Origin of the sequence: Stenotrophomonas sp. VV52, from assembly GCF_002893095.1 — a bacterium.
GTDB classification, from domain to species: Bacteria; Pseudomonadota; Gammaproteobacteria; order Xanthomonadales; family Xanthomonadaceae; genus Stenotrophomonas; species Stenotrophomonas aracearum.
The window spans coordinates 1-23,466 of the sequence record NZ_KZ622866.1 but is presented as its reverse complement, the minus strand read 5'-3'; the positions used below and the strand labels follow the sequence as shown (position 1 = coordinate 23,466).

21 protein-coding genes and 2 pseudogenes are annotated in these 23,466 nt (G+C 61.9%); 10 read left to right on the top strand and 13 right to left on the bottom strand.

Going from position 1 to position 23,466, the window contains the following annotated elements; genetic code table 11:
- Positions 1 to 15: 15 nt before the first annotated feature.
- The 3 genes from C2U58_RS02055 to C2U58_RS02045 form a co-directional block, all read right to left on the bottom strand.
- Positions 16 to 1,968, bottom strand: coding sequence for a TonB-dependent receptor (locus C2U58_RS02055; RefSeq protein WP_102944333.1), 1,953 nt, complete (start codon positions 1,966 to 1,968; stop codon positions 16 to 18).
- A 105-nt stretch (positions 1,969 to 2,073) separates the two neighbouring features.
- Positions 2,074 to 4,293: a TonB-dependent receptor gene (locus C2U58_RS02050; RefSeq protein WP_102944359.1), complete on the bottom strand. Its 2,220-nt coding sequence runs from the start codon at positions 4,291 to 4,293 to the stop codon at positions 2,074 to 2,076.
- Between the two features lie 414 nt (positions 4,294 to 4,707).
- Positions 4,708 to 5,364 (bottom strand): NAD(P)H-binding protein, encoded by a 657-nt coding sequence (locus C2U58_RS02045; protein ID WP_102944332.1) that lies wholly within the window; start codon positions 5,362 to 5,364, stop codon positions 4,708 to 4,710.
- A gap of 484 nt (positions 5,365 to 5,848) precedes the next feature.
- On the opposite strand from C2U58_RS02045, the gene C2U58_RS19990 reads away from it, so the two are divergent.
- A complete protein-coding gene (locus C2U58_RS19990; RefSeq protein ID WP_172448052.1) occupies positions 5,849 to 6,091 on the top strand; it encodes a hypothetical protein in 243 nt (80 codons plus the stop codon).
- 61 nt (positions 6,092 to 6,152) lie between these two features.
- Here C2U58_RS19990 and ligD read toward each other — a convergent pair.
- The 3 genes and pseudogenes from ligD to C2U58_RS02025 all read right to left on the bottom strand — a co-directional run.
- Positions 6,153 to 8,626: pseudogene (gene ligD / locus C2U58_RS02035) on the bottom strand (DNA ligase D); the annotation flags it as partial.
- Between the two features lie 9 nt (positions 8,627 to 8,635).
- Positions 8,636 to 8,812 carry a DUF3606 domain-containing protein gene (locus C2U58_RS02030; RefSeq protein ID WP_102944330.1) on the bottom strand — a complete coding sequence of 59 codons (177 nt, stop codon included), beginning with the start codon at positions 8,810 to 8,812 and terminating at the stop codon, positions 8,636 to 8,638.
- Between the two features lie 40 nt (positions 8,813 to 8,852).
- A complete protein-coding gene (locus C2U58_RS02025; protein ID WP_102944329.1) occupies positions 8,853 to 9,755 on the bottom strand; it encodes a manganese catalase family protein in 903 nt (300 codons plus the stop codon).
- Between the two features lie 233 nt (positions 9,756 to 9,988).
- On the opposite strand from C2U58_RS02025, the gene C2U58_RS02020 reads away from it, so the two are divergent.
- Positions 9,989 to 11,776, top strand: coding sequence for a YbhB/YbcL family Raf kinase inhibitor-like protein (locus tag C2U58_RS02020; RefSeq protein WP_216362371.1), 1,788 nt, complete (start codon positions 9,989 to 9,991; stop codon positions 11,774 to 11,776).
- 53 nt (positions 11,777 to 11,829) lie between these two features.
- On the opposite strand, the gene C2U58_RS02015 is transcribed toward C2U58_RS02020, so the two are convergent.
- Positions 11,830 to 12,150 carry a hypothetical protein gene (locus tag C2U58_RS02015; protein ID WP_102944328.1) on the bottom strand — a complete coding sequence of 107 codons (321 nt, stop codon included), beginning with the start codon at positions 12,148 to 12,150 and terminating at the stop codon, positions 11,830 to 11,832.
- A gap of 411 nt (positions 12,151 to 12,561) precedes the next feature.
- Positions 12,562 to 13,095 carry a DUF6624 domain-containing protein gene (locus C2U58_RS19775; RefSeq protein ID WP_146033383.1) on the bottom strand — a complete coding sequence of 178 codons (534 nt, stop codon included), beginning with the start codon at positions 13,093 to 13,095 and terminating at the stop codon, positions 12,562 to 12,564.
- Between the two features lie 776 nt (positions 13,096 to 13,871).
- Here C2U58_RS19775 and C2U58_RS02005 point away from each other — a divergent pair.
- From C2U58_RS02005 to C2U58_RS01995, 4 genes and pseudogenes are all read left to right on the top strand, one after another.
- Positions 13,872 to 14,369 carry a DUF892 family protein gene (locus C2U58_RS02005; RefSeq protein WP_070206169.1) on the top strand — a complete coding sequence of 166 codons (498 nt, stop codon included), beginning with the start codon at positions 13,872 to 13,874 and terminating at the stop codon, positions 14,367 to 14,369.
- A gap of 99 nt (positions 14,370 to 14,468) precedes the next feature.
- Positions 14,469 to 15,029: pseudogene (locus C2U58_RS02000) on the top strand (DUF6766 family protein); the annotation flags it as partial.
- Between the two features lies 1 nt (position 15,030).
- Positions 15,031 to 15,126, top strand: a 96-nt coding sequence (locus tag C2U58_RS20410) for a DUF6766 family protein (protein ID WP_343125460.1), incomplete at its 5' end; no start/stop codon positions are given.
- A 15-nt stretch (positions 15,127 to 15,141) separates the two neighbouring features.
- Positions 15,142 to 15,690, top strand: a complete 549-nt coding sequence (locus tag C2U58_RS01995) for an isochorismatase family cysteine hydrolase (protein ID WP_102944327.1) — start codon at positions 15,142 to 15,144, stop codon at positions 15,688 to 15,690.
- Positions 15,691 to 15,694: 4 nt separating this feature from the next.
- Here the strand turns inward: C2U58_RS01995 and C2U58_RS01990 are convergent, their stop codons facing one another.
- On the bottom strand, positions 15,695 to 16,444 hold the full coding sequence (locus C2U58_RS01990; protein ID WP_102944326.1) for an OBAP family protein: 750 nt from the start codon (positions 16,442 to 16,444) through the stop codon (positions 15,695 to 15,697).
- Between the two features lie 633 nt (positions 16,445 to 17,077).
- Here C2U58_RS01990 and C2U58_RS01985 point away from each other — a divergent pair.
- Positions 17,078 to 17,521, top strand: a complete 444-nt coding sequence (locus tag C2U58_RS01985; RefSeq protein ID WP_253256616.1) for a hypothetical protein — start codon at positions 17,078 to 17,080, stop codon at positions 17,519 to 17,521.
- Positions 17,522 to 17,536: 15 nt separating this feature from the next.
- Here the strand turns inward: C2U58_RS01985 and C2U58_RS01980 are convergent, their stop codons facing one another.
- The gene (locus C2U58_RS01980; RefSeq protein ID WP_102944325.1) at positions 17,537 to 18,700 is read right to left on the bottom strand and encodes a zinc-dependent alcohol dehydrogenase; all 1,164 of its coding nucleotides are present in this window, start codon (positions 18,698 to 18,700) and stop codon (positions 17,537 to 17,539) included.
- Positions 18,701 to 18,857: 157 nt separating this feature from the next.
- Between C2U58_RS01980 and C2U58_RS19985 the strand changes: the two genes are divergently transcribed.
- Together C2U58_RS19985 and C2U58_RS01975 are read left to right on the top strand one after the other, a co-directional pair.
- Complete coding sequence (locus C2U58_RS19985) at positions 18,858 to 19,022, top strand: hypothetical protein (protein ID WP_172448051.1); 165 nt, start codon at positions 18,858 to 18,860, stop codon at positions 19,020 to 19,022.
- A 34-nt stretch (positions 19,023 to 19,056) separates the two neighbouring features.
- Complete coding sequence (locus C2U58_RS01975) at positions 19,057 to 19,536, top strand: DUF4126 domain-containing protein (protein ID WP_102944324.1); 480 nt, start codon at positions 19,057 to 19,059, stop codon at positions 19,534 to 19,536.
- Positions 19,537 to 19,576: 40 nt separating this feature from the next.
- On the opposite strand, the gene C2U58_RS01970 is transcribed toward C2U58_RS01975, so the two are convergent.
- The 3 genes from C2U58_RS01970 to C2U58_RS01960 are packed head-to-tail and all read right to left on the bottom strand — an operon-like array spanning position 19,577 to position 22,828.
- Complete coding sequence (locus C2U58_RS01970; protein ID WP_102944323.1) at positions 19,577 to 19,939, bottom strand: nuclear transport factor 2 family protein; 363 nt, start codon at positions 19,937 to 19,939, stop codon at positions 19,577 to 19,579.
- Positions 19,940 to 19,984: 45 nt separating this feature from the next.
- The gene (ltaE, locus tag C2U58_RS01965; protein WP_216362370.1) at positions 19,985 to 21,058 is read right to left on the bottom strand and encodes a low-specificity L-threonine aldolase; all 1,074 of its coding nucleotides are present in this window, start codon (positions 21,056 to 21,058) and stop codon (positions 19,985 to 19,987) included.
- Positions 21,059 to 21,067: 9 nt separating this feature from the next.
- Positions 21,068 to 22,828, bottom strand: coding sequence for a CocE/NonD family hydrolase (locus C2U58_RS01960; RefSeq protein ID WP_102944321.1), 1,761 nt, complete (start codon positions 22,826 to 22,828; stop codon positions 21,068 to 21,070).
- 242 nt (positions 22,829 to 23,070) lie between these two features.
- Here C2U58_RS01960 and C2U58_RS01955 point away from each other — a divergent pair.
- Positions 23,071 to 23,466: fasciclin domain-containing protein (locus C2U58_RS01955; protein ID WP_102944355.1), on the top strand; the 396-nt coding region annotated here is incomplete at its 3' end.

The window sequence follows — 23,466 nt, the reverse complement described above, 5'->3', positions numbered from 1 at the left end:
GGCTCGTGCGCGCACTTAGAAGGCCAGATCAAAGCCAGCGTGCACGTAGCGACCGGTTTCCGGATACGCGTACAGTGCACCGGTCTCGTCAAGCCGCTTGTCCGCAATGTTGTCGATGCCGACCACCAGGCTGAGCGTGGGGGTGATCGCCCAGCGGGTATCCAGCGAGACAAGCGCATAGTCGGGCAAGGTCACCTGGGCCGTGCCGGACGCCTGCTTCTGCGGGCCGATGTACTCGACGCGAAGCGTCGCCTGCAGCGGACCGTGCTCCCACACCAGATTGGCTGCCCCACTCCGCTCGGGGCGCTCATTCAGGGTCTGTCCGGTCTCCTTGTCCTCGGTATCCAACCAGCTGTAGTTGGCGTCGATTCGAAGGCCTTCGGCCAGCGGGATCGTTCCGGAAAGCTCCATGCCACGAATCCTTGCCTCTGCCACATTGGTGTAGTTGCGCAATTCGCGCCCACGGACACCGCAGGAACGCACGCAGACCGTCTGGATCAGGTCCTTCAGTTCATTCTGGAAGACCGTGGTCTGGATGGACCAGCCTTCGTGCTGCCACGCCCCCGAGAGCTCATAGCTGGTGTTCTGCTCGGGCTTGAGCAGCGGGTTGCCGACGATGGTGAAGCGGCCTCCCCCACCCACGGCGGAGTACTCCGGCGATAGCTGCTTCAGGCTCGGCGCCTTGAAGCCAGTGCCAACACCGCCCTTCAACGTGAACGCGTCACTGACATGCCATACGGCATAGCCGCGCGGACTGTGGTGCCAGCCGAACTCGGAATGGTGATCTGCGCGATCGCCCACAACCACCGAGAGTCCTTCGGTGATCTGGATCTCATCCTGCAGGAAGAGCGCAGTCTGGATGGCCTGCACCTGGCCCGACGCTGCGGCTGAGGCATCATCAAGACGCTCGCGACGCCATTCGCCACCCACGCTTACCCGGTGAGACGATCCGAGATTCAGAGTCGCACGACCGTCAACGATGTCATCCCGAAGGCGCTGCGGTCGGGTTGCTTCGCCGACATCACGGCGGTTCTCACGGTCCAGCTTGCTCTGGTAGGCGCTGAAGCGCGTCTGGCCCCAGCTCCATGTGGCGTCGTGGGACAGCGTGGTCTGCTGGCGCTCAATGTCGTCGATGGTCTCATAGACATAAGGCGCGTTGCCCGCCTGCAGCGCATTGCGCTTACGGAACTCCTTGCCCTCCAGGTGTGACAGGTCGATGCGCTGACTGTCCGTTGGCGTCCACGTCAGCACGGCGCGACCGGTGTTGACCCGGCGCTGCTCCTGCTCGTCAAGCCGCTCATCGGTAGGATCCCTGGTTGCGTCCTTCTGGTGGTGTTCTGCAAACACGCTGAGACCAAGCGTGCCGGGTAAGAGCGCCCCGCCCGCATAGAGACCGGCCTGCGTGGTGTTGCCGCCACGGTCACCGCCCACCACGCCGCCGTTGTAAACCACGTTCCCCTGCCAGTCGTCGGTGGCCCGGCGACTGATCACGTTTACCACGCCGCCGAGGGCTTCAGAGCCATACAAGGACGACATGGGGCCGCGTACCACTTCGATCCGTTCGATCGCGGCAGCCGGCATCCAGCCCAGGTCGAAATCGGCATGAGCAATCGCATCGCTGGCGGCATTCACCCGCTGACCATCGAGCAACACCAGCGTGTACTCGGGGTCCATGCCGCGGATACGGATGCCATGACGGCCGAAGCCGACGCCAGCCAGGGTCACACCGGTGGTGCCGCGCAGCGCGTCACTGAGGTCCAGCACGGCTCGCGCCTGGATCTGCTCGCGTGTGATGACGCTGATCGATGCCGGAGCATCGCTGGCCAACCGATCGGTCGCGGTCGCTGTGACGACGACGGGATCGAGTTCAAGGGCTGCGGGGGCGGCGATGGCTGTGGAGCTACAGGCAAGCGAGACAGCAATAGCCAGCGTGCACTGACGCGCACGGAGTTGAAGCGAACGAGGCATGTTGGAATGATTCAAGGGGGTGTAATGCTATAACATAGCACCATTAACACTATCATCACAGACTCAAAATTGCGGCCGCCTTTCGGCGGCCGCCCTGCCCCTGGATCAGAAGGCGTAACGAACGCCGATCACCATGCTCCTGCCCCGCAGCGGGGACTGGTCTTTGACGAACGACGTATGCACGTACGCGGTCTTGTTGAGCAGATTCGTTGCCCGCAGGTAGAACTCCGCTGACTGGCGCTCCGTCAGTTCCAGGCGATACGCGAGGGTGGCGTTGAGCATGTCGTACCCGCGGGTCCGCGTCTCGTACTGCGCGATGCGGTCCTGCGAGAAGGTGTGGTAATACTCGGCATCCGCGGTGTACGGCCCGTTCGACCACTGGTGGCGCACGCCCAGACGGCCCGGCGGAATGCGTGGCAGGTTGTCGTCCTCCCCCGTGACCTTGGCGCGCACGTAGTCACCGAACAGCGTCGTTCTGTGTTCCGGGTTGAGTTGCAGGCTGATCTGGCCGTCCGCGCCGGTGAACGTGGCATCGGCTGCCGTGTACAGAAGGTAGTTGTGTGGCACGCCGGTTTCGTTGTCGGTTTCAATGAACCGGGCGAACACATAGTCATCGATATCCTGATGGAAAAGGCCGATTTCAAACTCAACCGTCCCGCCTGCCTTCCGCAGCGTCAGGTCCACGGAGCGGGCCGTCTCCAGTACATCGGTCCGACCCTCCGGGAAGGTCGGCGAGGCACTTCGCGAGCGCACCAGACCAACTTCATAACTATTGGCAGCCAGGTTGTTTCCATAGGCGTACAGTTCCCGGACGCTCGGAGCCCGCTGGGTTCGACCCAGGCTCAGGGCCGCCGAATAGCCTTCGGCGAAGTTCCAGTTGAGACCCACCGAGGCGGAGAACGGATTGACCTTGGAGCCCGGGTTCCTCTTGACGAAGGTTCCGACGCTCTCGTCTTCCAGGTACTGCTCCCAATCGGGTCCGTACCACTCGGCAAACAACGCCTGGTATTCGGCATTCAGCGCATGCCGGAAGGTTGGCAGGGGAATGCTGATCTCCCGCCAGTCCTTTCGTGCGGCGAACAACAGATCCACGGGCCCGAATGACCGCTTTTCATCCAGGAACACACCGATGTTCTTCGTGTCGTGACGCTGGGCGCTGTCGAGCCCATAGCCGTTCTCGGGGAATGGGACGTGCATGTTGTTGACGTTAAGCCCACTGAACTCACCATCGGTGTACTGCACGCCCAGCGTGCCGGTGAATCCCAACACCGGGTTGTGGGTCAGCTCAACGCGGCCGTCATCGACTTCGTTCGTGTAGCGATTGAACAGCGACGGGCCGTCGATCTCATCATGCCGGTAATCCGTGTGCGAGAGGCGCAGCCGGAAGTGCTGGAAGCCTGGCAGCGGGTCATCGTAGTCGGCGCGAACGTCGGTGCGTTCGCTGCGCAGGCTGATCTTTGCGGTGTGGTCATCGGAAGAACCGAACGGATCCTCATAGGCACCATGCGCGGCGCAATGCAGGTCGATGCCGTGCGTGTGGCAGACGCCATTCTTGTGCGAATGCCCGGGCAGACCGTAGTCACTCTCCTGCAGCGTATACGCGGCACCAATGTATCCCTTGTCGGTGATCCAGGAGGCACCGAAGGACGAGGTGGTGCCTTCGGCGAAGGAGTCTTTCAGCTGACCGCCGGGGATGTCGTAGTCGTCGCTGTGATGACGCGCCACTTCGGCATGGACTGCGAACTGGCCAGCGCCTGCGGTGATCTGGCCCACGCCGGTCCTTTCCTGGTCGCCGGAGCCCAGGCGAACTTCCGCCGCGCCCGTGACGCCATTGGTCGGCAGGCGCTTGGGAACGCGCCCGTCGATCAGGTTCACTGCGCCGCTCATGGCGCTGCCGCCATACACAACCGCTGCCGGGCCACGGATGATCTCAATAGCTTCCAGCAGCATCGGGTCGGTGGTGATGGCGTGGTCCGGCGACACCGAGGCGGCGTCGAAGAGGTTCGCGCCATCGGAGAGCACCTCGATGCGCGGCAGTGTCTGCCCGCGAATGACGGGCCGTGATGCGCCGCCGCCAAAGTTGTCGAGATGCACGCCGGGCAATCCTTCAAGGGTCTCGCCGAGGGCGCCCTTGCGGCGGTGTACGAGCTCCTCCCCGGTCAGCACCTGGACCGGCAACAGGGTCAGGCTGGGGTCCACACCCCTGTCACCGGTGACGGTGAGCTGGTCCAGGTCGGTCGGTGTACGGGAAGTTTCCTGGGCGAGCGCAGGGGCGGCGGTGATCAGCAGCGCGGAAATGGAAGCGGATAGAACACGGGTGTTCATCATGATTCTCGTGCAGGGCATGGCGACAGGTCAGCGTCAGCCATGCGGCGGCAAGGACTAACCGTCGGGGCAGCGCGTGTTCCTTCGTGGGAGGGGTGTTACTTCTGGTGGTGCGGGGTAAGCGCACGAGAGTTATAGTATAACATTACGCAAAAGTGAAGAGGCTTTGCGTGTGGGCTCAACGCTGTGTCCAGCGACCGGCGACCCGCATCATGGAGTTCTGGCGCTGGGCACAGCGCCAAGCGCGTGAGATGGGCGCTCAGTCGACTGGCCGGCCGAAGCGTTTACCCAGCAGATCGGACTTGAGTCGAGGCTGACCATGCCGATTTACTGCTGCCACCTGGCGTGTTGCACGCCCGGGTCTGTTTCGGCGTATCGCGAACGGGCAATGCAGGCATCCAACAAATCGACGCCTCAATGCTCCGCCAGTGCATTGATCTCCGCGCATTCCACCACCCCCGGAGGATGCGCCTGCGACGCCAGTGCGATCATCGCCCGGCCGATGGCCTCGTTGCTCGTCACCATCGAGGGGGCCATGTGCTCTGCCATCTTCATCAGCGGCCCACCCAAGAGGTAGAGCGGCTTCAATGCGCCGTGTCGGGTTCCGGTATGTTCGACCGGCCTTACCCCGCCCGGCCGCAGCATCACGGTACGTATGGGCAGTGCGCCCAGTGCCTGCTCGGTTTCACCCTTGATCCGCAGCGGCATGACCCGGCTGGTTGGGTCCGCATAGGCACCCGATACGTAAAGGAAGCAACCCGCTGGATTTGCCTCGGCCCATGCTCGCGCGACTGCCAGGGTGACCTCCAGCGTGACGTGCCAGTATTCCGGTTCAGGCGTACCGACTGGCGGCGCGCCGGCACAGTAGAAGCAGGCATCGAAGCCTGAAAGTTGGTTGGCAATCGTGGCGGCCTGCATGAAGTCGGGAAGGACAATCTCGTCCTTGCCCGGGCCCGCATCGTCTGGTTTGCGAACCAGTGCCGTCATCCGGTCGACCACAGTGGACGCCTCGCAGGCACGTACCACGCCCTGCCCCACCAGCCCGGTTGCACCGGTCACCAGAACTTTCATGATGGAACCCCTCTGCCCAACTGCCAAATCGCGATCAAAACTATCACCTGCACCGAGTGATGGAGCTGTGGGTGACCGCTATAGCCTTAAGTCGACCGTAGAAGCGCCTGCCTTCAACGGAGCCACACGAACCGATGTCGGGACCAGAAGTTGTGCGATGCACGGTACAACTTGGCAAAGCCCGCGTAGCGCCATCACTCCAGGGCCGGTGCCTAGGTACATGCGCCTTCCCGTCTCAATGCCGAGGTCACGGATCCAGAGTCCCCTAGCCTTCAGGAAGGGAGCCGTTGGGCAGCCGGGGCTGGAGAAGAGGCCCGTCACGACGGTAACGAATGTCAGCAGCTTCATCCGCTCGTTCGTCTGGAACTCGGTCTGAGTGCTGAGCAGCTGAGAGCTCCCCAATACGAGCTCCCGGGCATTGGCGACCACGTCCAAAGCTCGCTCGTACCGATCGTCCAGGTCACGCAGATGACGAGCTACGTCCTTGCACGACAAAATTCTCGTGCTCGAAGACGACGCGGACTTTGCAGCGCTGCTGAGCGAGGTGCTTTCCATGGCTGGCTACAATGTTTGCTGGGCCAGATCGACGCCGGAGGCCATGGGCTGCATCAAGGACGGTTGCGTTGCTGCCGCGGTCTTGGACTGGCGTGTCCTTGGCGACAGCGCCGAAGACGTGGCAGATCGGTTCTCGCTGATCAGTTCAGATGCGGCGCAACGAGCTGGCTGATTCTGTCTACACCCGTGGCGCGTTGACCTCGCGGATGGCTGCGCTGCACCAACGCAGCCCATTCAGCCCTCGTGGCTTCAGCAAGATCGGACTGATCAACAGGAATCCAATGCATTGACCAATACGGGAAGCGCCTGGCTCCTGTCATTGCACGCCCCAACTCCATCACCTCAAAGTGGCTCGTCGCGTTGCGTATCCGTCGATAGGCGGACGCTACTCCGTCAGCAGGATGGTAGAGGTGGAAAGGAAGCGGGTCGGCTCGGATTGTGCCAACGCCTCTGCAAACCCTTTGGCGAAGCGCTTGGTCAAGTCCCAGTCGCACCCGGGGTTCAATGGCACGACCACGTGCAGACCCTTGCCCCCGGAGACGCGCAGGAATGACTCCAGCTCCAGCTGCCCAAGGAGCTTGCGAATTTCCACTGCCGCCCTCTTGACCTCGGAGAACGGAACCTCTGGGCCTGGATCCAGGTCGAAGACCACGCGATCCGCCCTGTCTGGCGCTTCCGCATGGCTGCCCCACGGGTGGAACTCCAGCGCGTTGAACTGCACCAGCTCCAGGAGGCTGGCCGCGTCTCTCACGACCAGATAATGCGCGTTTATTCCGCTGTCTTCCTTGAGCCGAACCGAGTCCACCAGTTCCAGGCCGGCGGTGTGGTGCTTCTGAAAGAAGAACGGTCTTCCGGTACCACTGGGGCAACGGATGATCGATAAAGGGCGATCAATGATTTCGGGCAGTAGATGGTCCATTACTGCCGTGTAATAGTCCCAGACGTCCCGTTTGGTGGCCTTGATGTCCGGGAATATCAGTTTGGCGGGGCTGGAGAGCTTGGGAGCGTTCCGTGGCTCACTGGCCGTTTTCGTTGCCGGCCTGCGGGCGCTCGTCGTCGCTTTGCGAGCCGCATTCGATATCGCACCCTTGCCAACTTCTGTGGTCGTTCCGTTTCTATCCGAGTCCATCAAGTCCGCCACGTCTTTATCGCCCCTCACCGCCTTCAGGGAGGGCTGACGGAGCAGTTGCTGTCCTCCGATACCTCGGTAGAACACCTCCACGACGAACCGGGGGGTGAACCAGGTCGCTGACCGGAGGTCCGTCTCCTGGGTGGGCACATGGGCCGTAGGGGTCTTCCCGCCAGCCCGCCCGATGAGGTGGGTTAGTTCTTTGATAAGGACATCGGAAAACCCGGAGCCCACGCGGCCCACGTAGAGCCAGCCGTGCTTTGGATCCGGCTTGGCCAGCAGAAGGGAACCGAAGCCCGTGCGGTTGCCTTTTGGCGCCGTGTAACCCACCACGGCGAACTCGTCGCTGGTCAGCTGCTTGGTCTTCGTCCAATCCTCGCTTCTGCCTCCGTGATGGGCCCGATCAGCCCGCTTGGAGATGATGCCTTCAAAATGGCGCTCGCCCGCCAGCTGATAGGCCGATTCTCCGTCGCCTTCGATGTGGGAACTGTAGGCCAAGTGGCCCGTAGAACCTTCCAACAGCGCCTGCAGAAGAGCCTTGCGATCTACCAAGGGCGCATTGGCGATGTCGACCCCATCGATATGGAGCAGATCGAACAACGCATAGGCCAGCGTGCCTTGCCGCTCGCCTGACAAGGTAGCCTGAAGCAGGTTGAAGTCCTCCTTCGTACCGCTGCCGGCGATGAGCTCGCCGTCCAGCGCGCCAGACTTCAGCCCTAACGCGGCCACGGCGTCCCGGATTTCAGGAATCTTGTGCGTCCACTCCAGCGCGTTGCGGGACCACAAGCGCACCTCGCCGTCGTTGATCGTCGCGAGAATGCGATAGCCATCCCATTTGATCTCATGAACCCACTGCTCCCCCTTCGGGGGCGCATCTCCGAGCTTGGCCAGCTGCGGCTCGAAGGGCCCAGCGGGAGGTTTCGCCGTCACAGCGCCAGAGAGTGCCAAGGCCTTCTTCGCCCAGTCTTTCCTGCGGGCTCGCTTCACCGGAACAGCAGTCAGCTTCTTTTTGCCGCTCTTGCCCGCGCCCGCTCGCTTGAGGTCTTCGGCGGGAGCGGGTGCCACATCCGCCAGGAGATCGTCAGCCTCCAGATGCCCTGCAAATGCATCGTCCTCTTTGAACAGCAGCCACTGCGGCTGACGTGCAGGTTTGCCAGAGCGGACCAGGTGCCAGCCGCCCTTGAGCTTGGTGCCGAAGAGCTCAAAGCGGAGATGCCCTTTTGCAAGCTGCGCTTCCGGGTCACCATTCGTGGCCCAGACGCCGTGATCGAACTGCGCGACATGACCGCCCCCATATTGCCCCTTGGGGATTTCGCCCTCGAAGGAGGCGTAGTCTACGGGGTGATCCTCGACCTCCACCGCCATCCGCTTGACCTTGGGATCGTAGCTGGGACCCTTTGGCACCGCCCAACTCTTAAGGGCGTCCCCCACCTGCAGGCGGAAGTCGTAATGGCGGCGGCTGGCGTGGTGGAGCTGAACGACGAAAATGGCCCGCTGCCCGGTTGGCAGCGCCTTGCCGGGCTCGGGCTCCTTGGTCTGATCAAAGCGACGCTTGCGACGGTATTCGACCAAGGACATGCCGGCGACCTACTTGCCCAGGTGCTGCCGCACCGCAGCGGCTGTTGGACCTACTGCTTTGACGGCTTCACGTAGTTCATCTGCCGAGACCCCGAAGGCGTTGGTCCAATACTGAAGCTCGTAGTCCTCATTGACGTTGATCCGCTCGCGGTCGGGGCCGCCTGTCTTGCTCTTATCGTCTGTCACGGTTTTATCCTCACATCGTCGTTATCGAAGCGAACGTCGCTCAAGGTTCCCTCGCTGGGCTCTTCGTTGCGCCCGCACCGTCGCCCGTGGCCAGTTCGGCGCCCGTAAGTGGATCTTCTTCCGGATCCGAAAGCGTGCGCAAGCTGACCGCCTCCAACGCCAGCTTCTCGCGCTCAGAGAGGCCGACCGAACAGTCGCCGTCGCCGCCGTCCAATGCTCCCTGGGCATCGCGATCGCTGACCTGCTCCCAGAGATCGCCGCTGTTCCAGCTCCCGGTGGCGTCGCCTTCGCCTTGAGACATGTCCATGTAGAGGTCAGTGAAAGCCGGATCGCCGGGCATCTTGCCGGGCGGGAAGTTGGGGCGAATGCTGTAGAGCGCCTTTTCAAATGACTTCTGATGCGCGATTTCACGTGTCATCAGGAAGCGCAATGCGTCCTTGATGCCCGGATCATCCGTCACGTTGATGAGCCGCTCGTAGACGATCTTGGCGCGTGCCTCGGCGGCGATGTTCGAACGCAAATCCGCACTAGGCTCGCCTATGGAGTCGACATACGAGGCATTCCAAGGCACGCCACTGGAGTTCACGAGCGCAGGGCCGCCGCCGTAGAGGATCTGTTGCGTGTGACTGGTGCTGTTGCCGCCCAGGTTACGCATGTCCTCCACCTCGGCCATGCCCTCGGACTGCACGGCCTTGGGGCCTTGGTTGAGCATGGCAATGATGGTGCCGATGATTTCCAGGTGGCTGATTTCTTCGGTGGCGATGTCAAACAGGAGGTCTTTCCTGCCCGGATCGGTTTCTCCCAGTGCCTGGGTGAAGTAGCGCATCGCAGCGGCCAACTCCCCTTGGGGGCCGCCGAACTGTTCCAGCATCAGGGTGGCAAGGGCTGGGTCAGAACGTTCGACCCGGACGGTATACATGAGCTTTTTATGGTGCAGAAACATGGTGGGTCCTCTGGCGTTGGCTGGGACAACATCGTGTGGGTGTTGCCCAAACGCTACTGGGCAATGCATATGTATGAAGCGAACCTGTCGTGAAGGATTGGCGATGGGCCTACCAAAAGCGCACAGCTTTCTTTCACATGTGGTGGTGTCCCTGCTGCGCGTGTGCTCGTAACAAGATGCATGCACGCCATTCGCGATCTGTTGATCGTCTTGGGCGGAAGCTGAACGTCCCGATGCGCTTGGACCTGACGATGAATCGATCTGCGCTACTGCTACTCCTGCTAGCCTCCCCCGCAGTGTTCGCCCAGCAGGGTGACGGCACCGACGTCCAGGCCGGCGTGCACACCTTCAAGCCAGGCAAGATCGAGGCTACGCCCAGCCGCATCCAAGCCCTGAAGGTCCCGAACGGGTTCCAGGTTCGGCCCTTGGCCCAAGGCCTGCAGAATCCGCGCATCATTGCCGTTGCTCCCGACGGGCGAATTTATGTATCGCGGCGCGACCAGGGCGATGTGCTGCTGCTGGAAGACCAGAACGATGACGGCGTTCTCGATGCAGAGCCGAAGGTCGTATTCACTCGGCCGGGCTCTCACGGGTTGGCCGTCGCGAATGGGATGTTGTATGTGGCCACGGTGAATGATGTCTACCGGGCCCGCATCCGACCTGACGGCACGTTGGGGCAGGAGGAGCGGATCATCAACGACCTGCCCGACGGGGGTCAGCACCCCAATCGGACCTTGGCGTTTGGCCCGGACGGGATGCTTTACATCAGCGTCGGGTCTTCCTGTAACGCCTGTAATGAGACCAACCCTGAGCACGCCACGCTGCTGCGAGCTTCGCCGGATGGCAAGACCCGCTCCATCTTCGCCAGCGGATTGCGAAACACCATCGGCTTCGCGTGGGATCCCAAAACCGGCGAGCTGTGGGGCATGGACCACGGCATCGATTATCTGGGTGACAACGAGCAGCCCGAAGAACTCAACCGGATTCAGAAAGGCAAGCAATACGGTTGGCCCCACATCTGGGGCAAGGATGGAGAAAACCCGCAAAGCACGCCGCCGGGGCAGATCAGCAAGAAGCAATGGGCGGCGATGAGCGAGCCCATGACGCTGGGCTACACGGCCCACGCGGCTCCGATGCAGTTGGTGTTTTACACCGGGGCGCAGTTCCCCGCCGAATTTCGCGACGATGCGTTCGTGACCATGCGAGGCTCCTGGAATCGTAAACCCGCCTCAGGCTACGAAGTGGTGCGGATACGCTTTGAGAACGGAAAGCCGGCGGGCGTTGAGCCGTTCCTGACCGGATTCCTGGCTGACGCCGGGAAGTCGCACATCGCGCGCCCGGTTGGCCTGGCCGTGACCAAGGGCGGCGCCTTGCTTGTCGGAGACGACGCCAACGGCATGATCTATCGTGTGAGCTATGGCACCGGACCGTCGGCGGCCGCCGAACCCACGGTCGTGCCTGGCGACGTGCTGATGGCCCAGGTCAAGGACGGCTCTGGGGTTCCCTTGGTGCTGCAACGCGTCGGGCAAGCCGGCAATGCCAGCGTCAGTTCCCCCGCCTTCGCCGAAGGCCAACCCCTTCCGCCGCGCTTCAGCGCCTACCACGACGATGCTTCTCCGCCGCTGTCGTGGACGCCGGTGCCCAACGCAAAGTCGTATGTGCTGATCATGGAAGATCCGGATGCTGCGGAACCGAAGCCGTTCGTCCATTGGGTGGCGTACAACATTCCGGTGACGGCGAACGGCCTGACGGAAGGGCTGCCCACGGATCCGAGGCTTCTTAAGCCCGCGGGAATGATGCAAGGCATCAACAGCCGTGGTTCGGTGGGTTACTTCGGGCCCAAGCCGCCAGTCGGGGACCCGCCCCACCATTACCACTTCCAACTGCTGGCGCTGGACGCGATGCTTGAGCTGAAGCCTGGGGCGTCGCGTGATCAGGTGCTGCAGGCGGCCAAAGGACACGTTGTTGGAAGTGGCGAAGTCGTAGGTACCTACCAGCAGAGCGACCCACCGCTCAAGTAATCAAGTTTCTCCATCCCGGGGCGGCGACTCCGCCGCCCCGTTCGGCGCAACCGTCATCCAGGCAGGCCCAACTTCCAGCTGCCGCCGGTCTTTTCGAATCGGACCATCACCTTGGAGAGGGCCTCCGGTGACGGGTCGGCGGCAAGCACCATTACCCCGGGGCCGGTGCCCAGATACATCCGCCTTCCCGGCTCAATGCCCAGTCCGCGCATCCACAGCCCCCTCGCCTTCAGACATGGAATGGTTGGGCAGCCGGGATATGTTTCGAGCCCGTCATGATGAAGCGCATTGATCATTACGCTCTTCGGCGCGCGCCAGAAGCCCTTGAGAAGCGCTCGTTGGTCGGGGGTCAAGTTAGTCCAGTCGTCGTGCATGATGGTTCTCCTCTGTGTTGTCCCTCGCCGGGATGGCGAGGGAGTCGGGAGGTTCAGAACCGCGATAACTGATACGGTGCGACGTATTCCCGCGAGGGTGTTGTATTCCGCCACCCTCCCGACACAGGTCAACCAACTTGCATTCAGCTATCGGGTTCTGACACCCAGGAGACACCATGCGACCGCAGTGAGCGTACTGGAAATCGAATTCCTCTATCACCGGGGCCGCACGTCAGCGCGGCTGGAAAGAGCATGTCGCGATAGGATCAGTTCGCGGAGATTCGTGTGCTAGCCCGCATTTACCAAGGCACTGGGTCGCAGTTCGGGCTTGCAAGGGCGGGCGATGAGGTCTCTACGACGTCGCTTCCAAGCTGTCGCTACTGGCACATGCCGCGCAGACAGACCCAGATTTCACTGCTTGGCCTGGCAAAGCATCTCACTGGCTATCGCAACGTACTCGGAAAGAGGCCTCATACCCATCGCTGCCCTTCGCGACTCAACTTGAGCGGGATCTTCAACTTCGTCTGGAACCCACGCAGTGCGATGACATCCCCCCTGTGTTCCAAATCGCTGAGGAACGTGCGTCCGGTCCCAAAGATAGGCAAATTGCTCTGGGTTCACTTCCTTCATCTCAACCAGTGGCTGCATCAATTCCAAGGCTCGGTGCTGAAACTGCGGATCTCGATCAGCATGAAGGGCCAGTAATGCGGCAGCATCGGCTGCCTTTCTTCCGACCGCAGATATCCGCGGCCAGCCGATCGACTTGATGATCTCCTTGAGCCGCTCGGTGTTCCGTGCATCAACTCTGAGTACTTCTTTCACGTCAACCTTCTGTGCGCTTCTTACCTCTTGATCCCTCAATTCCATCGCTACCAACTCTTCAGCAACTCGATCTTCATCGGAAGGTGCGGCCTGGGCGACTGCGCATCCACTAGAGAACAACATGCAAAAAGTAAGTGGCACATACCTGATAACCTGTCCCAGCACAAAGCTCTCCTTGCCAGCGTGTTGCTCGATCAGTCGGTTCGGTGATTAAACCGTGTATTGGACGGGGCGCTCCAAGATTGCAGGTGGGCGCTTCTCATTCAGTTGGTCTCTACTCTGCCCTGCACCGCTGCCATCCACCAGCGGGTGACGAGACCTGCTCCCACCCATTGGCCAGCTTGCGCATCGCCTGACCACTCACACATGCGCGTCCTGACTTGGCGGCCGCATCACTGCCCAATGCCGGCAGCTTCATCACGTCGTCAGAGGGTCCTGGGCGCCCGGCGCGGCGTGCCTCACCCTGAAGTGTGCTCGCTTCCAGTTGGTCGCAGTAGAGCTTCACTCTTGGATCCGGGTGATTGGGCGACCGATACTGCTCGCAGTTGAAAGGCGTGGTGGTCTTCGACATGGAGTTGTAGGCCGCCTTTGGCACGACTGGCGCAGGCTTGGGGCTGGGCCCTGTGGCGGTGTGCATCTGCGCGGCCGCTGTCGACGAAACCAGCAACCCCAAGGTGATCATTGCCAAACGTGCGTCCATGTAGCCCCCTTTGTCCTACCCCGATTCTGCATGCATCAGGGCTGGCCGGACAAGGGTTCCATGACCCTGCTAAACGGCTTGACGGTGAGGAAAACCCGGATGCCACGTGAAGAAAACCTCTTCGCCTGAGCATTTGGCTTCACGGTCCTTGAGCATCGCCGGCGCCAACCTATAAGCCCTTCCACCAGAGGATCGATACATGGCGATTAAAACCCTTGAAGAGCTGTTCGTCCACGAGCTTTCCGATATCTACAGCGCAGAGAAGCAGCTGACCAAGGCGCTTCCGCGTTTGGCTCGGGCGGCAGAAAATCCCGACCTGGCTGCCGCGTTTGAGACCCACCTTGAAGAAACGCAGGGTCAGATCGAGCGCATCGACCAGGTAGTCGAAGTACTGGGCATCCGCCTCAAGCGCATCAAGTGCGCAGCCATGGAAGGGTTGGTCGAGGAAGGCAAGGAAGTCATTGACTCGGTTGACAAGGGCCCAGTGCGCGACGCTGCGTTGATCGGTGGCGCCCAGAAGGTGGAGCATTACGAGATTGCCTCGTATGGCACCATCGCGGCGATCGCCAAGCAGCTTGGGTACAAGGACGCGCTGCCGCTCCTTCTTGAGACCTTGGAGGAAGAGAAGGCAACCGATGAGAAGTTGACCCTCCTGGCGAAGTCCGGCGGTAACGCCAAGGCCGCCCAAGCGGCGTGATGTACACCTTGGAGGGCGGCACAGGATGCCGCCCCTCCACGCAACTCGTACTGGAAGGGCAAACGCCGCGTCGCTTGGTCAACTCTGGGCCGTATGCTCATGTGGAAACGTAACGGTTTATCCATCGTGCTGCTCCTGCTCCTTCTCTGCTTCCTGGGCGGGCAGGTGTGGACCGGCTTTCTGGCGCACAATCAGGAGCTCGCGGACGCACACCGTGCATCGTTGGACCTGTGGGAGTACCTCCAGAGCGGGCACTTCGTCAGCGCCACGTTCGAGAACTGGGAGAGCGAGTTCCTCCAGATGGGCATGTATGTTCTGTTGACTGTCACCCTTCGCCAGAAGGGGTCCGCTGAATCCCGGCCACTGGACGAAGCCCAGGAAGAAGATCGTGTTGAGCCTGGTCCCACCCCGTGGGCCGTCCGCAAGGGGGGGCTCTGGAAGACGTTGTACGGCCACTCCCTGGCGATCACCTTCGGCGCCCTGTTCGTTATGAGCTTCTCCCTGCACCTGGCGGGCAGCTGGCGTGCGGAGGTCGAAGAGCAGCTGGCGCTGGGACAGCCCGCCCCGACATGCTGGGAACACCTCTGGAGCAGCAGCTTCTGGTTCGAGTCCTTCCAGAACTGGCAAAGCGAATTCCTGGCGGTACTGTCACTTGTCATCNGTACTGTCACTTGTCATCCTGACCATCTTCCTGCGTCAGAAGGATTCGCCCCAGTCGAAGCCATTGGCCGCCCCGCATGGCCAGACCGGCGATTAGGAGGCCGGAGATTCCATGAGTCAGTCCATTCCTGCACTTCTGATCATCGACATGTTCACGCTGTTCGACTTCCCGGAAGCTGACCAGGTGAAGCCGAGGGCCTTGCGGGCCGCCGGGAAGATCGCGGTGCTAGCGCGGCGCTTTCGCGAGCGGGGTAACCCGGTCATCTATGCCAATGACAACTTTGCCAACTGGCAGATGGACTTCAAGGAGCTGGTGGGGCTCTGTCTGGCTACGGAGGGCGCATCTTCAGAGATTGCCCAGGTGCTGCAACCTCAGCCCGGTGACTACTTCGTGCTCAAGCCCAAGCATTCTGCCTTCCTGGCCACCCCGCTGACCGTGCTGCTTGCCAAGCTGGGGGTCAGCGAGCTCGTCGTTGCAGGAATGACCGCCGAGTCCTGTATCGCCGCCACCTGCTTCGATAGCAATGCCAGGGAGTACGACACGATCGTGGTGCAGGAGGCGGTGGCTGGCATAGGTTCACTACGAAAGACCGCGTTACGGCTCCTGGAGGATTCAAAGGCGGCGCGTGTCCTTAAACTGGCGAGCTATCTGCGCCGCTGAGGAGTCAAGGCCCACTACCGTGAACATGTTCGCCGGTCGGGTCGTGGATCTGGATCACCCTGCCCTTTTGCCAAGCGTCTGCCGCCGGATCAATGGCGGGGACGGGAATATCGGCGCGACGTTCTCGCTTGTCTCCACTGTTGACGCCCAGCCGGGAATCCCGGGCTGCGACCATCGCGGGATCGGCTTGCCGGTCCGCCGTGAAACCCATCATCAACTGCGGCATTCCCCGGGGTAGATCCTTGTCGAGATCGGTGTGCCAGGTATGCCAGGTCTTTCCATAAGTGTGAACAAGTTTTTCCATAAGCTCATGCTCGGCCAGCTCTGGAATGCCTGGCGCGACCAGCTGCCCGGATTTCACCTCATGGACGTGGCTATGCCAGAGCGCCTTTTCCTGCTCAGGCAGACCGGTGAACAGCTTCTCACTGATGATGTACTCCACACCCATCAACTTGGCATCTTTCACGTTGCCATCGTAGATCGTGCACTGAATGACATCCTCGTTCAGGATGGCGCAGTAATGGTGCGCCTCCATCTGGACCTTCATTTGACCGTTGTAGAAATGAAATCCATCCAGGTAGGCATTGACGGCCTCGATTGGGGGACGGTTCTGAAGCACCGCCGCGCCCGTCTCCAGGACCTTGGTCTTGGCGGTTTCCTCAGCCCCGGGGGCTTTGACGTTGGACTCGGTGTTCCCACCTCCGCAAGCGGTCAAGGCAAGTGCTGCTGAGGCGGATAGGATTGATCGGCGCATCTTGCTTCACGCCCAGGCCGGTTTCAGGGCGGTCGACGACGTACGAACGACTGCAGGTGCATACGCCATATGGCCGACAGCTGCGATCAGATCAAGTAGTTGGGATGCAACCGGGCTACCCGCTTTCGGAATCCCGATGAAGTGGACCCATGAACCCTCAACCTCCACTCGTGTTCGACCAAGCTCCGGGGACGCACTCAACAGTGCCTGCAGGTTCTGGATCCATGCGTCGCAGGGGATCGCGTCCAGCTGGACTGCGGTGGTGGCATCTCCCACGTAAAGATCTGCCATTTCGATTCTGGTCACTCGCGGCGTCGCGGCCCGAAACTGTGGGTATGCACTCATAACATCGTCCTGGGAAAAACTGGAGTACGAATATCCGCTCGTCAGGTGGCACAGCGCGTCATCGCGGCGTAGACGGTGCGTCAAATGATTCGTCCGCTCGGTGGCGTTTTCAGGAAATACACATCGCCGTGCGCGTTGGATCTCTAGAATTCGCCCCAGCGCCACCGTTGGCCCGCATGCAGGAGTCACGATGAACCGTTCTTCCAGCGTAGTCGCCGATAGCGATTGTCCGCCGTGGACGTGAGCGGGTGGCATCTGCTGTACCTGGTCTGGCTGTCTGCAGGGAGCATGGACTTTGTACTGCACAGAGCCAGCAGCATTGAAACAACCTCAGGACTGAGGGAATCCAGACTTCACTTGGTTCAGATTGGGATTCTCGGGCTTGCAACGATCCTTTGGCTCTGCTTCCGGGCATCCCCTGCTCTATTGACGATTCTCCTGATCCTGGTGTGCAGTCATGCCGTCACAGGCTACTGGGACACGCGGGTGGCCTATCCAACCCGGGCAATCCGCCCCGTGGAGCAGCACGTTCACAGCATTCTGGACATCGCTCCGTGGGTGGCGGTGGGCGCTGTTTATTGGTTCATGCCGGACAGGCACATGGGGGCTGCTCTTACATTTGAGCCAGCCCCACTTGCCATGTGGCTGTTTGCCATCCTGCCGGCGTTGCTTCTCACGGTGTTTCCTGCACTAATTGAATTTCGACGCTGTCTATCGTTCCGCGCCCTGTGATCGCAAGCGTGTCTCTCAGGGAATGAGAATTACCTTGCGGCAGTCCTCCTCCTTACGGTCGAAGAGTTCGTAGCCGCGTACGGCCTCTTCGAGCGGAAGACGATGGGTGATGATCACGCCCGGGTCGAGTGCGCCTTCCCCGATGTAGTCAAGCAGCTCAGGCATCAGCCCCTGCACGTGGGTCTGGCCCATCTTGAAGGTCAGGCCCTTGTCGAACGCGTCGCCCAGAAGGAAGCCGTGCAGGAAACCCGAATACACGCCAGGGATGCTCACGGTGCCGCAGCGGCGGGTGGCTGCGATGCACTGGCGGATCGCAACACCGCTGCTGCCTTCCACCTTCAGCGTGGCCAATGCGGTTTCCAGAGCGCTACCTTCGGCTTCAAAGCCCACCGCTTCAATGGAGGCATCCACGCCGCGCCCATTGGTCTGGGTGACGATGTACTGCGCCGGGTCTTCGATCTGACTGAAGTCCACCGGGGTCACGCCGTAGGTCTGCGCGGCGAATGCCAGGCGGTATGCCAGATGGTCGACCATGAAGATTGTCTCGGCGCCCAGCAGGCGACAGCACGCGGCCGCCATCAGGCCTACCGGGCCGGCACCGAAGATGGCTACGGTAGATCCCGGCTTGACGCCTGCGTTGATAGCGGCCTGGTAGCCGGTCGGCAGGATGTCCGAAAGGAAGAGTACCTGTTCGTCGGGCAGCGCATCCGGCACGCGCAGCGGGCCTACGTTCGCCTTGGGAACCCGCACATATTCAGCTTGCCCGCCTGATACGCCGCCGTACAGATGGCTGTAGCCAAACAGCGCGGCCGGGGGACGGATCCCCTTCTGGTTTACCGCTGCGCCCTTGCCGGTATTCGTGGTCTCACACGCCGCGTGTTCAGCGAGCTTGCAGTGGAAGCACTCGCCGCACGCGATGACGAACGGCACCACCACGCGGTCGCCCGGCCTCAGGTCGGTCACGCCGCCGCCTACCTCTTCCACAACGCCCATGAATTCGTGACCGAGCACGTCGCCGGTGTGAAGATCGGGGATCTTTCCGCGGTACAGGTGAAGGTCAGAGCCGCAGATGGCGGTGGCCGTGACGCGCAGGATGAGGTCGTCGGGTGCTGCCAGGGTCGGATCCGGGACCGTGTCCACCCTAACGTCTTTGCTGCCGCGGTAGGTCAACGCGCGCATCGGGCGCTCCTGTTTGCGTGATAAGTGCAACAAGAAATACCTGCCATGGCGTTCCCGGTCGGTGACTGCTGTGTAGTGGGGATGTGGACTCCACCAAGACGCTGTGCTCATGGGTCCAGGCTCAGCATGGATATCACCCCAAACCCTGGAGCGATCCATGACCAAGTTACCTCTCAACCCTGGTGCGGACGTGGCTGATCAGGACAAAGCGCACACGCCCGACAAGCTTCGGAACGACGACGCTACCTGGAAGGACAAGGACATGCCGGAGTCGGAGCACACCGCCAAGCCTGAAGACTACGAGCGTCCGCCGAAGCCGTAAGGCAAGCGACCGGTTCCATAGCCAGGAGAACCAGATGGCCTTGATACATTCGATCTTGATGGGAGCAGTGGCCGGGATGCGTGCGATGACGCCCTTGGCTGCGGTGACCAATGCCGCCCGTAGCGGCAACCTTCCCGCCGATAATGGTGCGCCGCGTCTTCTTTCCAATAATCTCGCCTCTGCTGGCATGCTCGCTTTGGCGGGCGGCGAGTTGATCGGCGACAAAATGAAAACAGCGCCTGATCGCATCGTGCCAGCCGGCATGGTGGCGCGGGTCGCGACCGGGATGATCGCCGGCGCGGCACTGGCGCCCCATCGGCACAGAGGGCTGGGCGCACTGTTGGGGGCTACCGCAGCGGTGGGCATGGCTTATGTGACGTTCGATCTACGCATGCGGGCGATTGCCAGGTACGGACAAACCAGCACTGGCGCCGTGGAAGATGCCATTGCAGTTGGAAGTGCCGCACTGATCACGCAGGCTGCAAAGGGTGGCAAGCGGAGACGCCGCTGGTAAGCCGATTTCAGCAGGCAGCAAGCAGCACGACGAGTTTGGCTCAGGTCTGGGCGACGACAGAACCGCCCAGCACCTGCCAACCGATGTCCGTCTTGACCCAGAGCCGGCAGTACCTGAAGCGACCAGAGAACGCCGTGCCATCGATGGTTCCCGATAGTCGGGCTGCTACGGTCGTCACGGCGACCTGGTCCCGCACCGTGACCTCCACGGAGTCCCACTCGGCCAGCGTCAGCTTCTGCCTGCCGGAGCGGTGCAACGCCAGATCGTCCTGCTTGTGAAAGACCTCGCCAGACGGCCCCACAAAGATCAGGTCGTCCGCGATCAGTTCATCCAGTGCCTCCACATCACTGGCGAGCATCGCCAGACGCAGTGCTTCCTCGTGTTTCCGGATTTCAGTTTCCATTCGAAAGTCCTGGTCGTAGGTTGTTGCCCGATGAGCATGTCGGAACTACCTCTCCACCACGCTCCGGATCACCGTGACGGTTCTATCAATGGCTTCCCGGTCGATCTGCCAATGGGTCACCAGCCGCATCTTGCCACCGTACGCGCCGTTGGCGCGGATGCCCTCAGCTTCCAGGGCGTCCATCAGCCTAGGCATGTCCACCCCTTCCGGCAGCGCGAACCACACCATGTTGATGTGGACGTCATCCATGTCGACGTTGATGCCTGGCACTTCCGCCAGTCGCTCGGCCAGGTACCTGGCATTGTCGTGATCCACGTCCAGTCGCTGGGTCATTTCGGTGAGCGCAAGGATGCCCGGCGCGGCGATGACGCCTGCTTGACGCCATCCGCCCCCCAGTAGCTTGCGGTTGTAGCGGGCGCGTTTGATGAAGGCCGCCGGGCCAGCCAGGATGGAGCCGACCGGTGCGGCGAGGCCCTTGGAGAGGCAGCACATCACTGTGTCCACGTGCTGGGTGATCGCTTTTACGTCGCACCCCAGATAGGTAGCGGCGTTGAACACGCGTGCGCCATCCAGGTGGATGGGAATGCCGTGCCTTTGGGCGATGGCGGCTGTGGCCTCCATCGCGGCCAATGGGATCACGCGGCCGTTGCCGTGCGCGTTCTCCAGGCAGATCAGCCCGGTGCGGGGAATGTGGATGTCCTCCCCTACCCGGATGCGGGACTCGATCTCACTGGGCTCCAACAAACCCTGCTTGCTGGCAATCGTGCGCAGCTGCACGCCACTGATCACCGCCGCAGCGCCGTTCTCGTGCCAGACCAGGTGGGAGTCGTCGCCGGCGATCACTTCATCGCCGCGGCGGCAATGGGTGAATACGGCCAGCTGGTTGCCGAAGACGCCGGTTGGGACGAACAGCGCATCTTCCTTGCCCAGCATCTCGGCAGCGAGGCGCTCGAGCTGGATTACGGTGGGATCGTCCTGATAGACGTCATCCCCCACTTCGGCGGTGGCCATGGCCTGGCGCATGGCCGGCGTTGGCTGGGTGACGGTGTCGCTGCGCAGGTCAATCCACTGCATTTGGAAACTCGCTGAATGTGGGCGGTATTGGCCCCGGCGGGCCATTTCCCCATTCTAGATCATGCCCTGGCCTTCTCGTGGCAGCGTGGGTATCAGCAGTTCCGACGATGAGAAGATGTCGCTGATGCAGTTCAGCCCGATGCCGTCGTGGCGGAACTGGGCGATGGCCGGCTTGTCCTTGTCCTGGTCGTCGTTGGTCAGGAATAGCCGGATGGTGTGGCCCGCCTTGAACCGATAGGCATTGGGCACGATAGGAATGCGATACGAAACACGCTCGCCCACCGGCACCGCCCGGTAATTGCGGCACGGCAGCCAGGGCGCACCGATTCGTGACGCGCGCTCGTCGACCTCGCGCAGCCCTGCCCGCAGATAGCCCTGGGTGACGTTGACGATGCCGCCCTTGGGATCCACGTCCTGCAGGCAGACGATCCACGCCACGTCGGGCGCGCTGCACACCGCATCCAGCTTCAGCTCGATGTCGCCCGCCATGTCCAGGTCGTGGGTCAACGGTGGCGTGTTCCACACCAGTCGGTCCGGCGGGTCGGTCTCACTGAGGCGGACCCGGTTCATACCGGTGCCGAGGGTCATCATGCGGCGAGCGCCCTCACTGCCCTGCCCTCCCATGACGCCGTCGGCGCCCAGTGCGAGGGCGCTGTGGACCGACTGCGCAGGCGGCCAGGTGTCAGAGGCACGCCATTCGGGATCGCCTTCCAGTATGTAGCGGACACGCGGGCCTTCCAGACTGCCGGTGTCCTGCCCCTTCAGCCAGTGATCGAACCAGGCAAGCGCCTCAACATGCAGGCTCTCCCACGGCCAGGAGAGGCCGAACTCGCCCATCATCGCCACCTGCACGTGTGGACTGCTCTTGAGCCGGTCGAGCGCCCAGAACGTGTGCGGCAGGTGCAGCGAGACATTGCGCCAGTCGCAGCCGAGGTAGGTGGGAATGGTGACGCGATCCAGCAGCGGCAGGATGTCCCGGTCATCCCACCAGGCATCCTTGTAAGGGTGCTCGACCAGCGCGGCGCGCCAGAGGTCATCCCACGGGTAGGACGGATGGGGCAGGTTGAGCAGCAGTTTGAGGCCGGCGATCATCGCTTCGCCGTTGAAGTGCTCGAAACGCTTGTGCACCGCTGGCAGGTGCAGCGCCTTGCTCGCGGCCTGGACCAGCTTGGAGCGGAAGACGTTGTCGCCCTTGGTGGAGGTCATGCCGATCATGGCCAGGAACGGCGTAAGGAAGCCGGTGGACCCCAGCCCGTGGTGGGTGCACGACTTGTAGAAGTCGTAGGTGCCGGCAATGGGCATGATCGCCTTCAGGTGCGGCGGCTGCTCGACGGCCGCGGCCATCTGCGTGCCGGCAAAGTAGCTGATGCCCACCATGCCGACGTTGCCGTCCGACCAGGGCTGCGCTGCCGCCCACTCCACCAGGTCGTAGAGGTCGCGGCGCTCCTGGCTGTCCGAGAAGGTGTAGGTGCCACCCGAGCCGCCGGTGCCCCGGAGGTTGGCGATGACGTGCACGTAGCCACGGGGGACGAAGAAGTCCGACTGCCCCGCCTCGATGAAGCCCAGTGGTGCACCGCTGTTCTGCAGTTGCCGGGCATAGGGGGCCGCGGCGATCAGGACCGGATAGCGGCCCGGGGTGCCGGGTCGGTAGATATCGACCATGAGGTCGGTACCGTCTCGTACGGTGGCCGGGACATCGTCTTCGCGGACCACCTCGTGGACGGGCTGGGAGAGATTCCGGTAGGCGCGCCCGGTGGTTTGCGGGCCGTTGAGCTTGCGCTGCCCGGGGTCGATTCCTGAAGCGGAGAGGTTCATGAAGCAGTAGCCGTTGGGGTGTTCCGCTAGTGTGGTGCGCGGCGCAACGGGGCTCTTGATGCAGGTCAAGCGAGGTCACGTCTGCGTGTTCGCAGAGTTAGGTGGCCGTGAATGTTTTCACTGAATGGGGGGCTCGCTCTGGAGCCTTTTGTAGCTTCAGACCTCCAAGTGCATCCGGACGCTGGCTTGCCCCGTAGCTATCAGGGCACACCGTTGTGCGCTCGGGATAAGAGGACATACACATGTACAACTCAATTCGGCGTTTGGCTATGGCTTCGTGCATTGCAGCAGCTTGTCTGGCTACCGTCAGTGTTTCGGCTGCTGAGAACCCCATGGTTGGCGGCGCGGCCATGTACCCCACCAAGACCATTGTGGAGAACGCTTCGACTGCCAAGAATCTCACCACCTTGGTGGCAGCCGTAAAGGCGGCTGGCCTGGTAGATACCTTGTCCGGGACTGGGCCGTTTACGGTGTTCGCACCTACCAATGATGCCTTTGCGAAGCTGCCCAAAGGCACGGTCGATACGCTGCTGAAGCCTGAGAACAAGGCGAAGCTCACCAAGATCCTGACCTACCACGTGGTTCCCGGCACGCATTCCGCCGCAGAGGGGTTCACCCCCGTTTTCACGGACACTTAC